At 39.1% G+C, this 18,175-nt stretch carries 9 protein-coding genes and 1 pseudogene; 7 read left to right on the forward strand and 3 right to left on the reverse strand.

What is annotated here, in order from left to right; genetic code table 11:
* Window positions 1–45: 45 nt before the first annotated feature.
* From RMY27_RS15245 to RMY27_RS15260, 4 genes are all read left to right on the forward strand, one after another.
* On the forward strand, window positions 46–519 hold the full coding sequence (locus RMY27_RS15245) for a chemotaxis protein CheW (protein ID WP_322664530.1): 474 nt from the start codon (window positions 46–48) through the stop codon (window positions 517–519).
* 114 nt (window positions 520–633) lie between these two features.
* Window positions 634–3,942, forward strand: a complete 3,309-nt coding sequence (locus RMY27_RS15250; protein WP_322664532.1) for a GAF domain-containing protein — start codon at window positions 634–636, stop codon at window positions 3,940–3,942.
* Between the two features lie 164 nt (window positions 3,943–4,106).
* Entirely contained in the window at window positions 4,107–4,460 is a 354-nt protein-coding gene (locus tag RMY27_RS15255) for a four helix bundle protein (protein ID WP_322664568.1), read from the forward strand.
* A 38-nt stretch (window positions 4,461–4,498) separates the two neighbouring features.
* Window positions 4,499–8,122, forward strand: coding sequence for a response regulator (locus RMY27_RS15260; protein ID WP_322664534.1), 3,624 nt, complete (start codon window positions 4,499–4,501; stop codon window positions 8,120–8,122).
* Between the two features lie 24 nt (window positions 8,123–8,146).
* Here RMY27_RS15260 and RMY27_RS15265 read toward each other — a convergent pair whose 3' ends face one another.
* Genes RMY27_RS15265 through RMY27_RS15275 form a run of 3 tightly spaced genes read right to left on the reverse strand, consistent with a single transcriptional unit; the run spans window position 8,147 to window position 10,930 of the window.
* Window positions 8,147–8,875: a Uma2 family endonuclease gene (locus tag RMY27_RS15265; protein WP_322664535.1), complete on the reverse strand. Its 729-nt coding sequence runs from the start codon at window positions 8,873–8,875 to the stop codon at window positions 8,147–8,149.
* Window positions 8,876–8,929: 54 nt separating this feature from the next.
* Complete coding sequence (locus tag RMY27_RS15270) at window positions 8,930–9,823, reverse strand: ABC transporter permease (RefSeq protein ID WP_322664570.1); 894 nt, start codon at window positions 9,821–9,823, stop codon at window positions 8,930–8,932.
* A gap of 21 nt (window positions 9,824–9,844) precedes the next feature.
* Window positions 9,845–10,930 (reverse strand): spermidine/putrescine ABC transporter substrate-binding protein, encoded by a 1,086-nt coding sequence (locus RMY27_RS15275; protein ID WP_322664537.1) that lies wholly within the window; start codon window positions 10,928–10,930, stop codon window positions 9,845–9,847.
* Between the two features lie 226 nt (window positions 10,931–11,156).
* On the opposite strand from RMY27_RS15275, the gene RMY27_RS15280 reads away from it, so the two are divergent.
* The 3 genes and pseudogenes from RMY27_RS15280 (at window position 11,157) to RMY27_RS15290 (ending at window position 18,073) form a co-directional block, all read left to right on the forward strand.
* Window positions 11,157–11,321: a hypothetical protein gene (locus RMY27_RS15280; RefSeq protein WP_322664539.1), complete on the forward strand. Its 165-nt coding sequence runs from the start codon at window positions 11,157–11,159 to the stop codon at window positions 11,319–11,321.
* Window positions 11,322–11,638: 317 nt separating this feature from the next.
* A pseudogene (locus RMY27_RS15285) lies at window positions 11,639–12,073 on the forward strand (sensor histidine kinase); the annotation flags it as partial.
* 51 nt (window positions 12,074–12,124) lie between these two features.
* Entirely contained in the window at window positions 12,125–18,073 is a 5,949-nt protein-coding gene (locus RMY27_RS15290) for an AAA family ATPase (RefSeq protein WP_322664541.1), read from the forward strand.
* Window positions 18,074–18,175: the final 102 nt, after the last annotated feature.

Consider the following 18,175-nt stretch of genomic DNA (forward strand, 5'->3'; position numbering starts at 1 on the left):
AATATTGGTTAAATATAAATAATCAAGAACAAAGGATCGATAGCTTTGGAAACCCAAGAAAAGTTTTTAAGTTTTAATTTGGGAGTAACTGATACAGCCGTAATTTCTTTACGACACATCGCAGAAGTTTTGCAAGTATCATTACCAGAAATATGCGGCGTTCCTCAAATGCCAAGTAGTGTCTTGGGTATTTATAATTGGCGCGGTGAGATGCTTTGGTTAGTCGATTTAGAGGCAATGTTAGGTTATCCTCCAATTTCCCCAGGGTCAAATTTAGTTTCAAAAATGATGGCGATTGTTCTAGAAAATAAAGGTAAGTATTTGGGACTATTGGTGCGGCAAATTATAGATATTGAATGGCTGGATGCTAAAGAAATGAAAGCTACAAATACTGAATTGTTTTATCCAAAAATATCACCTTTTTTACAGGGATACTTTATTAATGATTCGGAGGAGATAATTTTTAATTTGGATGCGACAACTATTATTCAATCTTCAGCATGGGGGATTCATAATTGAATATTTATTAAGATGTGAATTGTGAAAACTCTTAATTCTTAATGAGTAAATATCAAATAAATATCGCTTGCTACATATCCAGTTATTACCAATCACAATTTTGAGGTTAATCAAATGACATTTTTGTATAACAATAGCCATGAGAACGAGCATCTAATCTCTGAATTAGAGAATCAAAATGGTAACGCTCATATAGCAAATATTGCTAGTAATGAAATATCTTTATTAAGTGCGATCGCTCAAGAATTTAAAACTTGGCGGCGACAGATGAAAGACATCACAAGTCACATGCGCCAAGCCCCAGACATTGATACATTATTTAAAATTACCGTAGCACAAATTAGAGAAAAGATTGGCTGCGATCGCGCCTTAATTTATCAGTTTACTTCGCGAGAATCAGGTAATGTTTTAGCAGAATCAAGAACATTAGGTTGGACTCCAACTTTAGGCGAAAATATTCCCGGAATTATTTTTGGTTTATATACCAATCAAGACTATGTAGAAGCTGTAGTTATTGATGATATCAATCAGATTCAACTTACTCCTTATCAAAAGCAACTGCTAGATAAATTTCAAATTAAAGCTAGTTTGAGTTTACCGATTGTAGTAGAAGGTAAAGTGTGGGGCTTACTAGCAGTCAATAATTGCTACTCAAAGCGGCAGTGGCAAGAAGTAGAAATTAGCCTACTATCTCAACTGACAACAGAACTGATTTACAAATTACAAAGCTTTGAATTCCAAAAAGAACAGCAACAGCGGCTACTAGCAAAAAAATCGGTAGCTAAAGTCATCGACAAAATTCTGCGGGTATCAAATGTTGATAAGCTTTTTCAAACAACTACTCAAGAAGTACGCCAATTACTAAAATGCGATCGCGTCGGTGTCTATCGCTTCAAACCTGACTGGAGTGGTGAGTTTGTTGCTGAGTCAGTGGGTAATGGCTGGATAAAAATGGTCGGCCCTGATTTTTACATGGTCTGGGAAGATAGTCACTTACAAGACACTCAAGGAGGACGTTATGCCAAGGGTGAAAGCTTTGTAGTTAATGACATTTATCAAATGGGCCATTCTCAATGTCACATTGACATTTTAGAGCAGTATGAAATGAAGGCTTACATCATTGCACCCATATTTGCTGGAGAAAAATTATGGGGTTTGTTAGCAGCTTATCAAAATTCTGGGCCTCGTGATTGGCAACCTTGGGAAGAAACCTTTGTAACTCAAATTGGGTTGCAATTTGGTGTAGCTATCTCACAAGGGGAATATCTCGAACAAGTGCAGACAAAATCTGACCAACTAGCTCAAATAGTTGAACAAGAGAAAGTTTTCACTAAAATAGTCAACCGCATCAGACAATCTTTAGATGTAGAAAGCGTCTTCAAAACAACTACTCAAGAAGTGCGTCAATCACTACAATGCGATCGCGTTGCTGTCTATCGTTTTAACCCTGACTGGGGTGGTGAATTTGTGGCTGAGTCTGTGAGTACTGGTTGGACAAAACTGGTAGGCCCTGATATTAAAACCGTTTTGGATGATACCTACTTGCAAGAAACCAAGGGAGGTCGGTATGTCAGAGGTGAAAACTTTGTCGTTAATAATATCTATGAAGTAGGGCTAGCTCCCTGCCATATTGAGATTTTAGAGCAGTTTGAAGCCAAAGCTTATATCATTGTTCCGATATTCTTCGGGGATAAATTGTGGGGATTGCTGGCAGCTTATCAAAATTCTAGCTCCCGTGAATGGCAAAGCTGGGAAGTGAACTTTTTGGTTCAAACTAGCTTGCAATTTAGCCTAGCTAAATCACAGATAGACTATTTGGAATTAGTGCGGGTGAAATCTGAGAAACTAGCTCAAATAGCAGAACAAGAGAAAGCTGTTACCAAGATCAGTAACCGCATCCGGCAATCTTTAGATGTAGAAGAAATCTTCAAAACAACTACTCAAGAAGTAAGGCAATTACTGCGATGCGATCGCGTTGCCGTGTATCGTTTCAATCCGAACTGGAGTGGGGAATTTATCGCAGAGTCAGCAGGTCATCTGTGGGTAAAATTGGTAGGCCCCGATATCAAAACCGTCTGGGAAGATACCCACTTACAAGAAACTCAGGGAGGTCGATATGCCCAAGGAGAAAACTTTGTTGTAAATGATATCTATCAGGTAGGTCATTCTCCTTGTCACATTGAAGTTTTAGAGCAATTTGAAGCCAAAGCTTATGTAATTGTTCCTGTATTTGCAGGGGAACAATTGTGGGGATTGCTAGCAGCTTATCAAAATTCGGTCACTCGTGATTGGGAAGAATCGGAAGTTACTTTGTTAGCACGTATTGGCAGCCAGTTAGGACTGGCATTACAACACACCGAATACTTGCAACAAGTACAAGCGCAGTCAGCAAAATTAGCAGAAGCAGCAACACGGGAAAAGGCAGCCAAGGAGTTACTCCAACAACGATCAATTCAACTCCTAACAGCCCTTAGACCCGCTCTCAACGGCGACTTAACGGTACGCGCACCGATTACAGAAGACGAACTAGGCACGATCGCAGATGCTTACAATAATACTCTGCAAGCACTGCGGCAAATTGTTGTTCAAGTACAAGGTGCTGCTCAACAAGTTGCCCAAACTTCTAGCAATAGCGAGTCTTCATTAGCGGGACTAACCAATCTGGCACAACAACAGTCTGAGGATATTAGCGCAGCTTTAGGTGACATTCAACAGATGGTGGACTCAACTCAAGCTGTAGTAACGAATGCTGAGTTAGTACAACTAGCAGTGCAAAAAGCCAATCAAACTGTAGAGTCTGGCGATACTGCCATGAACCTGACTGTAAAAGCAATCCAAGGAATTCGTGAAACCGTTGCTCAAACCAGCAAAAAGATTAAACGCCTCAGCGAATCCTCGCAAAAGATCTCTAAAGTGGTGAATTTGATTGGTAATTTTGCTACACAGACAAACGTACTCGCTCTGAATGCAGCCATTGAAGCTACTCGTGCTGGTGAATATGGCAAAGGCTTTGCAGTTGTGGCTGATGAAGTCCGTTCTTTATCTCGCCAATCAGCAGCAGCAACCATCGAAATTGAAAAATTAGTTCAGGAGATTCAAGCAGAAACCGGAGAAGTTGCAGTAGCGATGGAAACTGGTATTCAGCAGGTAGTAGAAGGTACAAATCTGGTTAGTGACACTCGCCAAAACTTAAATGCGATCGTTTCTGCGACTGCTGAAATTAGTCAGCTAATCGAGCGAATTACCGCAGCGACTCAAAAACAAATGGCGCAGTCTGTAACAGTAACTAAATCAATGCAAGATGTTGCAGAGATTGCCGATAAAACTTTTGCGGAATCTCAAGAGATTGCGACTGTGTTCCAAGATTTATCAGGCATGGCGCAAGAACTATTAACAACTGCTAGTAAGTTTAAAGTGAAATGAAAAATAGTTAGGAGTTAGGAGTTAAAAGTTAAGAGTTAGAAGTTATTAGGTCAAAGCATTAATTATATAAAACACTGTTTTATTGGCAAATATAAAATGCTTTGACTTAATTATTTTTAATTTTTTAGTTAAACAGAGGAGAAGAGTAATTAGCAGAGAGCATTATTCAACAGAAAAGTTTTAAATTTGCTTTAGAAATTATTAACCTATATATTAAACTGCAAGAGCAACGGGAATATGTGCTTTCTAAGCAATTACTACGAAGTGGGACAAGTATTGGCGCGAATGTTGAAGAGGCTAGCGGTGGTCAGAGTAGAAAGGATTTCTTGGCTAAAATGTATATTGCATACAAAGAAGCTAGGGAAACCAAATACTGGCTACGTCTACTACAACAGTCCAAACTAGTAAAGATTGATTTAACTAATGAACTAATCTATGCAGACGAAATCATTCGGATTTTGAGTTCAATAGTCAAGACAACTGAAAAATCACTTGGTCGATCAACTCTTGACTCCTAACTCCTAACTTTTAACTTCCTACACCCCACTCCCTACTTATGATTACAGATAACGAAATTCGCGAACAAGGATACATCTACTTTCTAGCTGAAGCCCCAGAATTAGTCCAAATTATTGAACAAGAACTATTTAGCTTATCAGAAGATTATAGCATTGCTAAAATTCACAATCTAATGCGAGCTACTCATACACTTAAAGGTGGTGCAGCTAACGTTGGGCTAGAATTAATTAAGATGATCGCCCATTTTTTAGAAGATGTATTTAAAGCTTTATACAATCCAAAAGTGGTAGTTAATGCAGAATTACAAACACTTTTATTACAAGCTTATGAGTGTTTGAGTATAGCACTAAATACTGAATTAGTAGGTAGTACTGTTAATGACGAAGAACTGCTTCAGCGAGCAACTTTGGTATTTGCACAGTTGCAAGAAAAGCTGGGTGATGCATTTGGTGCTGAATCTCATATTCCCACTTCTGAAGAATTGGGATTTGATATTGTACAATCTGTTTTTGAAGTAGGAGTAGAACAACGTCTAAACAGTATTGCTGGCTTTGTTAACAATCCACCAAATAATGACGAATTTATTGAGTTTTTACACTCTCAAGCTGAAGTATTTCTGGGCTTGGCAGAATCTCTAAATTTACCTGGATTGGGAGAAATTTCTCAAACAATTCTCTCAGCGCTGCAAGCAAATCCTACTCAGGTACAGCAAATTGCAGAAATTGCCCTTGCAGATTTACAACAAGCAAAAAAATTAGTATTAGCAGGCGATCGCACATCTGGTGGAGAACCTTCATCAGGTTTACAAAAACTCACAATAATGGCAAATGATGAGTTATCTAAAAAATTACAAAATGATTCATCTGCTAGTAAACTTTTTATCCATGAAGAAGAATTTTATCAGTTTCTCACTACATCTGATAACAATAAAAATGAATCGGTAAAGCCAACAACTGCCAAGTTTTATTTAAAAGTAATTCGCTACATTTATGGCTGGTTTAATCACCAGATGCAAATACCAGAAGCGGAACTCAGTTTGACTTTACTAGTTCCCAGGTTAGAAAGAAAAAATCTGCTTAATTATATCGAAAACTGGCTAAAAGACTTTCTTGATTTTGTTCAGGATGAAGAAGATAGTCAAAGTCTTTGTATTTATCGACGTGGTATAATCTTAATTATCCTATTTGCAGTTGCAAAGTTTCAATATTCTCTGAAAGCATCTGATAGCCACCTTTCAGGAATTAAATTATTACAAAACCAAATTCACAAATTAGCAAAAGAATATAAAAATTACCCCCCTGTTACTAGCGAAGAGAAAAATTGGCTTGATAGCCCCAATTTACAAAACCTGTTAGTGATTAAAGAGATTGTATCTTCTCAATCAACTGATAACTTGCTAGAAGAAATATGGGGAGCAGAAGCTAGGCAAGACCTTGCTGTTGAAGTTGTGACAACCCAGACTGATGACTCTTCAGGAAAGCTTGATTCATTAAGTGTCAGCGAACAGGTAGTTGTAAATGTTTCGGAAGCAGCTATTGAAGTCATGCCTGAGATAGCTATACAAATCAACAAAGAAATAGAAGACAAATCACAGTATGTTCAAACTAAAAACTTTCGCCAACCTTCATTTATTCGCGTAGATACAGAGAAACTGCAACACCTCAATTATCTAGCAGGAGAATTGCTGATTTCCCAAAAACGGCATAGTTTGCAAGATGAACAAGTCAAAGAAATAATTGAGCAGCTAGTACAGCAATTAACTAGACACCAAACAACTTTAAATGAGTTACGCGATCTACCTTTACAAATACAAAATATTGCATCAGAACAAACGCAAAGTTTTGCAGTGGATTTTGACTCTCTAGAAATGGATGTATATACAGAATTTCACATGACATTGCATGAAGCAATAGAAGAGACACTGCAACTACAAGAAACCACAGAGTCACTTGATTTACTTTTGACACAAGCCACTCAAATTAGTGATAAACAAGAGAATTTAACTCTTAATATTATAGATAGCCTAGTCGAAGCACGAATGTCGCCTTTGGGCAATATTCTGAATCGTTTCCCCCACATGGTAAATAAGTTGGGGAATGTTCATGCCAAACTTGTAGAATTGAAACTTACTGGTAGTGAAGTACTAGTAGATAAAGCGATCGCAGAAAAGCTCTACGATCCTTTGTTACACTTAGTGCGTAATGCTTTTGACCACGGTATTGAAGCTCCGCAAGTTCGCCGAGAGCTTGGTAAACCAGAAGAAGGTTTAATCGAAATCTGCGCTTATCATCAGGGTAGCCAAACTATTATCGAAGTTCGAGATGATGGTCAGGGATTGAATTTAGACAGAATTCGCAGAAAAGCTGCTGAACTTTATCCCATACAAACTGAAGAAAAAACTAGAAACTATGCTTCTAGTCTGGCTGAACCTGAACTTTTAGATTTGATATTTTCGCCTGGATTTTCTACTGCAAATAAAGTAAGTGAAATTTCTGGGCGCGGTATGGGTTTAGATATTGTGCGTACTCAGATGCACGCGCTCAACGGCTCAATTTCAGTTCAATCCTTACCCAACCAAGGAACAATATTCATCCTCAAAATCCCTTTTTCTATGACTACAGAAAAGTTAATGCTAGTTCAAGCCAAAGGTGTTGTTTATGGTCTGATGTTGGACAGTATCGAAAAAATATTGATTCCCTCTGAACAACAGATTAAAGAAATTGAAGGGAAAAAAGTCTTACATTTGAATATAGACAATGATGAAACTACTATGGTCAGCCTTCGCCAACTTTCAAAGTTGATTAATTATAATGGTTCATTCATTAATAACGAGACTCCATACAATACTTCAAATACTCATAACCAAAGTGTAGCAAAGAATCCGGTGCTTTTACTACAGCGAAATCAGGGAAAGGTTGCTTTAGAAGTTGACCAAATAATCGGCGAACAAGAATTGGTAATCAGACCTTTAGGAAACGCGATCGCACCGCCAAAATACATTTATGGTTGTAGTAGTTTAGCTAATGGTAATCTCATCTTAGTAATTGATGCTTTGTTGCTGGTAAAATCTAGCGAAATCCAACAAACAACACTTGATATCAGGGCGCTACCAGTAGCTTATTCATCAAATAAAAAAGCCTTGCCGATATCAGGGCATACTTTTTCATCTACACCATTACTTGCGGCATCGACTTCCACAACAACTATCGAAACCCAACTCAGTTATTCTCAAGAGCCAGATTATAAATCACCAAAAGTTGTTTTAGTAGTAGATGATGCAATTAGTCTCCGCCAAACTCTCTCTCTGACTCTCCAAAAATCTGGCTATCAAGTAATACAAGCTCAAAATGGTGTAGAAGCTCTAGAAAAATTGCAGTTACATCCTGAAATTAAAGTTGTCGTCTCTGATTTAGAGATGCCACGGATGAATGGTTTTGAGTTGTTGAGCAATTTCCGCCAATACACAAATTTAGCAAAAATTCCTGTTGTGATTCTTACTTCTCGCAGCGCTGAAAAACATCGACAGCTTGCTAAAGAGTTGGGGGCAAAAGCTTACTTAACCAAACCTTTTTTAGAGCATGAGTTTATCTCTAAAATCAAAGAGTTAATGAACAGTAATGCAGATGATTTAGATCATTTACTCATAGTGAAAAATAATTAACAATTTTTAATTACAAATTACGAATTACGAATTATCAGGTAGGTTATTTGGATCTACTCCTAAAGAGCGTAAATACTCGGCTAATTGTTCAGCCCTTTGCCGTTCTTGTTCAGCCCGCGATCGCTCTTGTTGTGCCTGTTCTGCATCTGTAAAATAGCGGTTTCCTTGCTCGTCATACCAACATAAAAACTCCTGTTGTATCCCGCCAATTACAGCTTGGTGTCGCCCTATGCCTAAACCCACCTCTGGCATCAAATAAGGTTCACCTATTTGTAGTTGGTAGTTTCCATCGAGCAACTTATACACTTCAAAGGGTTGATGTTGGTCGCGTCGCCAAAATTCAGGGTTATAAATTACGTAGTACAATACACCAAGTTTTCTATATATATCTAGCTTTTCGTCGTATTCACCCCCTGGAGTATGGGATACCATTTCTAATGTGAATATTGGAACTATCCCATTTTCTTCCCAAACCGCGTAACTTTTGCGTGATTTACCACCCTTTTTCCGTTCTACTCCCAGACTTAAAAAAGCATCTGGGACTACAGGTACTCTGGGATTTACTCCTGTGGTGTGATACACTCCCATATCTACTCCGAAGTACCAATCCATGCGATTTGCCCAAATGGAGTTAAGTAAGAAGAGTAAAATATTGGGCAAAAAATTTTGATCTTCGTTATCCACTGGCGTATCGTCTGAACAGGGAAGTTCATCGGTAGTTGGTAACGCATTTTTGAGATCGGGTGAGAGCATAACCGTTGTCTCGCTGGCGTTTGATGCCTTTATTATAAATGAGCGACCAAAATTTTAACGTTTGGGTGTAGCTTCTCCAAACTTAATTAAAAATGCGATCGCAATACTAACAAGCAAAATTAACGTCATACTCAAGGCTGAACCAAATCCCCAATTTTGCGTTGCTCCAAGAAACTGATTGTAAACTAACCGCGCCGCCGTCATACTAGAAGCACCACCGAGTAATTCTGGATCAACAAAATCCCCCAAGCCTGTGATGAATACAAGCATGGAAGCAGCCGCAATTCCCGGAAAAATTTGCGGTACAGTTACTTGAAAAAAAGTTTCTACTGGATTTGCACCTAAATCAGCTGCGGCTTCTAGCAATCGTTTATCTAGCTTTTCAAGAGAAGCATATAAAATCAAAACCATATAGGGTAATAAGCTGTAACTCATGCCAATTAATACAGCTTGACTATTATTAAGTAATTCCCAAGTAGGCAAGCCTAAATTACTGAGTAAACTGTTCAATAAACCAGTAGGCCGAAGAATTGTAATCCAAGCGTAAGAACGGAGTAATGAAGAAGTCCATAAAGGTAGAACAAAGGCTAATAGCAGCAAATTTCGCCAACGCTGCGGCGCTATTTGAGCAATCCAATAGGCGACGGGAAAGCCCAAAATTAAACAAATTATCGTAGTGCCAAAGGCAAAAAATAGCGATCGACCAATTACTTGCAGGTAAAGGGAGTCAAATATTCGGATGTAGTTTTTGAATCCGTTGGGATTGACCAAATCTCCTGGTCGGATGTCTGCAACTAAACTTAACTCGAAAATTATCAAAGTTGGCAGCACCAACAAAAATAATAACCAAATCCCAGATGGTGCAAGCAATACTAAGGGTTGCAGCCAATTTCTGACGGGGTGCTGCAATTCTTCTATTTTAGAAATCTCATTTTTTTCCAAATTAATCACTCCTAACTTCTAACTCTTTTAGCTGCTAGTTAATTGAGTCCAATAACGATCGTAAACCTCTTCAAATTCTCCTACAGGTGTAACACGTTCACAATTTTTTAACAGTGACTCTGGCGGAAACAAATTAGTGTTGTTTTGGATTGTTTTTGGTAATTGCTCAAATCCAGCGCTATTCGGCGTAGAAATATTTAGGCGTTGAGTGATTTGGGCTGCTATTTCTGGTTGCAAAATCATGTTAATCCAAGCATAAGCTCCAGCTTGGTTGGGGGCTGTTTTGGGAATTACAATAGTATCTGTCCATAATGAAGAACCACTGCGAGGAATTACATATTTGAGTTTAGGATTCTCTTGGGATATTTTCACTGCATCTGCTGAATAACACATTGCTAGTAGTAAATCTCCTGCCAGAATTTGATTTTGCCAAGCGTCGGTGTCAAAACGCGCGATCGCAGGTTTTAGCATCTTCAATTTTTCATAAGCTTGTTTGATTTCTTGTTCATTTTTTGAGTTATAAGAATAACCGAGCATTCGTAAGGTTGCACCCATGACTTCTCGAACATCATTGAGCAAGGTCATTCGCTGATTAAGTTGCTCTTGATTTTGCCAAAGGTAATCCCAGTCTTGTGGTGCATCTTTGATTTTTTCGGAATTGTAAAGGAAACCTGTTGTCCCCCAGTTAAAAGGGATACTGTAGCGGTTATTGGAGTCATAACTAGGATTTTGAAACCGGGTAAATAAATTCTCTAGACCGATTAAGCGATCATGATTTATTTCTGTTAATAAACCTTTATCTACCATCTTCTGCACCATGTAATCAGATGGGTTGATAATGCTGTAAGTGCCCCCGCCTCCAGCTTGCAATTTAGCCAGCATGACATCATTGGAATCATAGACATCTGCCAACACTTTTATGCCAGTTTGAGCGCTAAAAGTTTTCAATAATTGGTTGTCAGTATATTGCGTCCAGGTAAAGATATAAAGTTGGTCACGCTGACCATTCGTATTAGAATTAGCACGTACTTCAGCCAGCCTCCAGCCACAACCAGCTAAAGATAAGCTAGAAAGTGCTGCCACCCCTTTTAAAAATTGGCGTCTGTTAGTCATTAAGTTAATAGTCAATCATCTTTTGTGTTGTTGCCGATTGATTTTAGATATGCCTTTAATTGGAGTGCCCATAGCTAGTTTAAAGATTAACTTAAGTGTATCTACCTGTGCAACTGTTAATAAGTTACTGCTGTCAGCTAGTGTTAGTCACGGTTTTTAATCAAGCTTGAGTTATAAAAAATAACAAAGCGAACGAGCGATCGTCAAATTATCAAGGAAACCCAGCGTGGCAGGGTTAACACCTCCTACAAACTGGAATGAGTATGTGGCGATCGCTAAACAGTTTCACGGCAAAGACTTGAATGGTGACGGTACACCAGACTATGGCTCTTGTATGGACAAGTGTAATTCATGCCAAGGCAGCACCAAAAGTAAAGGATGCCGCGATTGAACAAAAATGGCAACAGATTACTAACAAAGTAGGGCTGGAGTCAGGAATTTCAGCAAACTGCAAATGGCGAAACCATTCTTTACGGTTATGCCCCAATTACCAATCTCCAGGGTCGGGTAAATGGATTCTTGGTGGTTGAATTAGACGGAAGTTCTGTAGTGCGCCTAGAAATTCGGGCTGCCGGATTTGCTCTAGTAACTTTTTTGGCTGTGTTGTTATTGACTGTATTTTTAGTGCGTTGGCTATCGCGATCGCTGGTAGTGCTACCAATTTTACAACTCAACAGCGCCGCCAAGCAATTAGAAACAGGGAATTGGAAAGTTATCAAAGAATATGGTCAACTACCATTAGTAGAATGTTTTGCTGGGCAGCTGAATCAGGTGTTTATGAACATTCTGGCAAATGCTATTGATGCTTTGGAAGAGTCAAACATTGGACATAGTTTTGAAGATATTAAAGTTAATCCCAATTGCATTACAATTGTTACTCAAGTTAGCGATGATAAGTAACAAATAATTATTAATATTAAAGATAATTGCAAGGGGATAAATGAAGAAATAAAACAAAAGGTATTTGACCATTTGTTTACTACTAAAGCCGTTGGAAAAGGGACGGGTTTAGGGTTGGCGATCGCTCATCAAATAGTTGAGGAAACTCACGGCGGGAAATTGATTTTTAACTCAGTTCTAGGTGAAGGTACAGAGTTTTTCATTGAAATTCCGGCGAAAATTTTTGCTCTTCTTTATAAATAAATTTATATATTCTGGGAACACTAAATCTGGAAGTATTAAAGATTTAGCAGTATGGTTAGCACTCTTGTCAATATTCCCGGATATAAAGTAAGCGAAGAACTCTACAATGGTTCCAGAACCATAGTTTATCGAGGGTATCGAGAGACTGACTCATTACCCGTAGTGATTAAACTGCTGAAAAATCCTTATCCGAGTTTCAGCGAACTCTTATCGTTTCGCAACCAGTACACCATAGCTAAGAATCTCAACTCACCTCTGATCGTCCAAACCTATAGCCTGGAACCCTACCAAAATGGCTATGCGTTGGTAATGGAAGACTTTGGCGGGATTTCTCTGAAAGAATGGGGAGTGAGAGGAAACCTGGAATCTTTGATGGAGTTTTTACAGATAGCGATCGCACTGTGCAACACCTTAGATATATTGTATCGCGACCGGATTATTCATAAAGATATCAAACCTGCCAATGTTTTAATTAATCCAGAAACCAAACAAGTTAAATTAATTGACTTTAGTATTGCATCCCTACTACCACGGCAAACTCAAACACTGATGAATCCTAATGTTTTGGAAGGGACACTTGGTTATATTTCTCCAGAACAAACAGGAAGAATGAACCGGGGGATTGACTACCGGACTGATTTATATTCTTTAGGTGTCACTTTTTATGAACTACTTACGGGTGAGTTACCGTTCCATTCAAACGATCCGATGGAGTTGGTACATTGTCATCTAGCAAAACTTCCACCATCCCTTTGGGAAATTAAAAGTGGAGAGATTCCGCAAGTGTTGTCAGATATTGTCATGAAATTGATGGCAAAAAATGCTGAAGATCGGTATCAGAGTGCATTGGGGTTGAAATTTGATTTAGAAACTTGTTTATCTCAACTCCAAGAAACTGGTGAAATTAAGCATTTCCCAATTGCTCAACGGGATCTGTGCGATCGCTTTATTATCCCTGATAAACTTTATGGACGAGAAACAGAAGTAGAAACTCTACTGCAAGCATTTGAGCGTGTTAGTACAGGTGCTACAGAAATGATGTTGGTAGCTGGTTTTTCGGGTATTGGTAAAACCGTTGTAGTTAACGAAGTTCATAAACCAATCGTCAAAAAGCGCGGTTATTTTATCAAAGGGAAATATGACCAATTTCAACGAAATATTCCCTTTTCTGCTTTTGTCCAAGCTTTCCGCGATTTAATGGGGCAATTATTAACAGAAAGCGATACTCAAATCCAGCAATTTAAAACCAAGATTTTAGCGGCTGTAGGTGATAATGGACAGGTAATTATTGAAGTCATTCCCGAATTAGAAAGAATTATTGGTCAACAACCACCTGCTACAGAATTATCAGGAACTGCCGCCCAAAATCGGTTTAATTTATTATTTCATAAATTTACCCAAGTTTTTACCAGTGAAAAACATCCATTAGTGATGTTTTTAGATGATTTGCAATGGGCAGATTCAGCATCGTTGATGTTAATACAGTTATTAATGGCTGATACAAAACATCTTTTCTTAATTGGTGCTTATCGTGATAACGAAGTCAATTCAGGACATCCATTAATATTGACTTTGAATGATATCCAAAAAACAGCAGCTACAATTAATACGATTACTTTAGCGCCTCTAAGTCAATCGCAAGTGAATCAATTAGTTGCTGATACACTTAAATGTACAAAAGATTTGGCATTACCTGTTTCTCAATTGGTATTTCAGAAAACTCAGGGTAATCCGTTTTTTGCCATACAGTTTTTCAAGGCATTACACCAAGATGGATTAATTGAATTCACCCCCCCAACCCCCTCTTATCAAGGAGAGGCTTCGGGTGGGTGGCAATGTGATATCACCCAAATAAATCAGCAAGCGGTTACAGATGATGTTGTTAATTTCATGGTATTTCAATTACGAAGATTGCCTCAATCAACTCAAAATGTATTACAGTTAGCCGCTTGCATTGGCAATCAATTTGATTTAGCAACTTTGGCGATTGTTTGGGAGTCATCAGAAATTGAAACAGCTGCTAGCTTATGGAAAGCTTTACAAGAAGGGTTGATTTTACCAATTAGTGATGTTTATAAATTTTATCAAGATTCGTCATTGGTCACTTGTACTGAGCGACTTGTGCCGAGCGAAGTCGAGGTAAGTCAAAGTATTGGTCATTTGTCATTAGAAAAGAGCGAACGAATGACAAAGGACAGAGGACAAAGGACAGCTTATTATAGATTTTTACATGACAGAGTACAACAAGCTGCCTATTCTCTAATTCCTGATAACCAGAAACAAGCAACTCATCTCAAAATTGGTCAATTACTTCTACAAAATTCTTCTCAAATAGAACAAGAAGAAAAACTATTTGATATTGTCGGCCATTTGAATTTAGGGCAAGAGTTGATCGCCCAAACAAACGAGCGAGAAGCCTTGGCTCGACTTAACTTGGCAGCAGGAGCTAAAGCCAAAAATTCCACCGCATACACTGCTGCCAGGGCCTATTTACAAACTGGGATTGAGCTACTCACAGTGAATTGCTGGCAAGATCAATATGAATTGACTTTGAGTCTCTATATTGCCGCCGCTGAAGCCGCTTACTTAAATGCTGACTTTGATGGCATGGAACAGATAGCAGTACAGGTGTTGCAATCAGCGCAGACAATTTTAGACAAAGTTAAAATTTACGAAATTCAAATTGCTGCCCAGACAGCCCAGAGCAGACTATTAGAAGCGATCGCAGTTGGCACAGATGCTTTAAAACAATTGGGGGTTGAACTACCCATTGAGCCAAACAATGCTGAGATTGGTAAAGCCATACAAGCCCTTGCTTGTCAACTCGCAGGCAAACGAATTGAGGAATTAGCTGACTTACGAGCGATGACCGATCCCCAAGCACAGGCAGCCATGCAACTGTTAGGAATGTTGTTTGCACCTGTTTTCCAAGGAATGCCGGGTTTATTGCCTCTGATTAGCTGCACAATGGTGACTCTATCGCTTCAGTTTGGGAATACACCCGCCTCCACTGTGGGGTATGCGCTGCACGGAATGGTGCTGTGTGCCTTTTTCGGAGAGGTTCAAGGGGGCTACGGCTTTGGGCAATTGGCATTGAATTTGCTGGATCGGTTCAATGTGCGGGAATTTCAATCCACGATTTCTATGTTGTTTGGTGGCTTTATTCAACATCACCAAGAAGCTCTCTCGGCAACGATACCGTTGCTGAAAGCTGGTTTTACCTCTGGTATGGAAACTGGTGATTTTTTACACGCTGGCTATAACGTATGTTGTTACAGCTATGCGGTCTTTTGGAGTGGCTCTGAACTTAGCAATTTAGAATTAGATATAGCAAGTTACAACGCCGCTTTAACTCAGGCGAAGCAACATTCTGCCCAGACTTATGTAAGTATTATGCGGCAGGCGGCACAGAACTTTAGGGAAACCCAAATTCAGCCCGATTGTTTGAGCGGCAGTATCTACGATGAAACGGTGATGATTGCCAAACATCGTCAGGCTAATGAACTCACGGTGATGGCTGAGTTGTATATCTACAAATTGTTGCTTGCCTATTCTTTTGGTGATTACAAAGCTGCGATCGCTTACATTGACGAAGGGGAAAAGTATTTACTTGCGGTATCAGGATTGATTTTTATTCCGATTTCTCATTTCTATGCAGCCTTGACGTATCTAGCCCTATTTTCCACCCAGCCAGAAATTGAACTTTCTGTAATTCTTGCCCAGGTAGAAATCCATCAAACCACTCTGTACCGTTGTGCGCAAAATGCTCCTACAAATCATCTGCATAAATGGCATTTAGTTGAGGCTGAGAAACAACGAGTTTTAGGCAATAAAGCAGAAGCACTTGAAAATTACGATCGCGCCATAACTCTAGCTAAAGCCAACGGCTACATCCAAGAAGAAGCACTTAGCAATGAACTACTAGCCAAATTTTATTTCGATTGGGGTAAAGAAAGAGTTGCCCAAGCATATATGCAAGAAGCTTACTACTGTTACGCTCGTTGGGGCGCAAGAGCCAAAATAGAAGACCTAGAAAAACGCTATCCCCAACTACTCCAATCAATTCTGCAACAGCAACGAATCAACTTCAATACCTTAGAAACTATTAGCTTTCGTGGCACTTCCTCATCTACTCGCACTTCTACCACTGGCAGCACTAGTATTTCCCAGACATTAGATTTTACCTCTGTCCTCAAAGCCGCTCAAGCTATCTCCAGTTCTCTGGAATTAGATCAACTCATTGCCAGCTTGACCCACATTATCCTAGAAAACTCTGGCGCCAAGAAAGCTGTACTCATTCTTCCCCAAGATGAGGATACTACCGTCCGGGGGGAACCCTTGTTGAAGAAAGTGTCTGATGATAATTGGGAAGTTAGGGCAATTACCTTTATCAATCATGACCAAATACAAACCATTCTTGAGCCACAATCACTCGCTAATTGTCAAGATATTCCTGCAAAAATTATCAATTACGTCAAAAATACTCAACAAACAGTTGTTATAGACAATTGCAAAACAGACATTATTGGGTTGATTGGGGAATATATGCGCCGAACACAACCCCAAAGTGTATTATGTACCCCGATTATTAATCAAGGGCGTTTAGTAGGGATTCTTTACCTAGAAAATCTACTGACTCAAGGGGTATTTACTAGCGATCGCCTTTCTGTTGTTAATTTTCTCTGCACTCAAGCCGCAATTTCTTTGGAAAATGCCCAGTTATATAATCATCTCCAGGAGCGAGAAAAGTTCCTCAGTAGTATTTACGAAGGTGTTGGCTGTTTGATCTGTGTGATTGATGTTCGGGATGATGGTAAATTTGAGTACACAGGATGGAGTCAATCGTGCGAATTAACAGTTGGTATACCTGCTTCCCAAGTTCTGGGTAAAACTCCGCAAGATTTACATGGTGATGAAGGTGCAGTGGTATCTCAAAATTATCTGCGTTGTTTCCAAAGCGGAATACCCATCACCTATGAAGAATGTCTAACATTTAACGAGCAGAAAACTTGGTGGTTAACCACACTCAGTCCATTAAAAGATCAGGCGGGCAAAGTTTATCGCATAGTTGCAACAACTATTAATATTAGCGAGCGCAAACAAGCTGAATCAGCAGTTACAGAAAAATCTCAAGCACTTGGAACAGCCTTAGAAGATTTACAGCAAGCTCAATTACAAATTGTTCAAAGTGAGAAAATGTCAGCACTGGGTAATTTAGTTGCTGGCGTAGCCCATGAAATGAATAATCCTTTGGGCTTTATTTCTGCGAGTCTCAAACAAGTTAAACCCACTATTGCTGATGTTGTGCAACACTTAAAACTTTATCAAGAAAGTTTACCTAATCCAGGTGCTGAAATTATTGACCATGCAGAAGAAATTGACTTAGATTATAGTTTAGAAGATTTACCCAAGGCAATAGATTCAATGGTGATGGCGTGCGATCGCCTGAAAAATATCAGTACTAGTTTAAGAACTTTCTCTCGTACCGATAGAGATTACAAAGTGCCATTTAAAATTCATGAAGGGATTGAAAGTACAATTTTAATTCTCAAACATCGCCTCAAATCTAATGAGCAGCGTCCAGCAATCGAAGTAATAAGCGATTATGGAAATTTGCCTCAAGTTGAATGTTTTCCTGGACAATTAAACCAGGTATTTATGAATATCCTAGCTAATGCCATTGATGCTTTGGATGAGTCTAATGCTGGGCGGAGTTTTGCAGATATCCAAGATAATCCTAACCAGATTAAAATCCAAACCTCCTTGCAAGGTGATCGGGTTAAAATAACGATTGCTGATAATGCTAATGGCATGAATGAAGCAGTCAAGCAAAAGATATTTGACCATTTGTTTACGACGAAATCTGTAGGAAAAGGAACGGGTTTAGGATTAGCGATCGCCCGTCAAATTGTTGTGGAAAAACACGGGGGTTCAATACACTGTAACTCTTCCCCAGGAAAAGGTACAGAGTTTGTAATTGCAATTCCAACGAGGCAATAAACAGTGCTGAGTAGACCAACTTTAGCTAAGAAGATTCTGTCACCCCAGTTGCTCATGGGCACGTAGCGTTCACGCCAGAAAGGCATCTTGGCGGTTTGATAA

The organism is Nostoc sp. DedQUE09, assembly GCF_034530915.1.
Taxonomy (GTDB): domain Bacteria; phylum Cyanobacteriota; class Cyanobacteriia; order Cyanobacteriales; family Nostocaceae; genus Nostoc.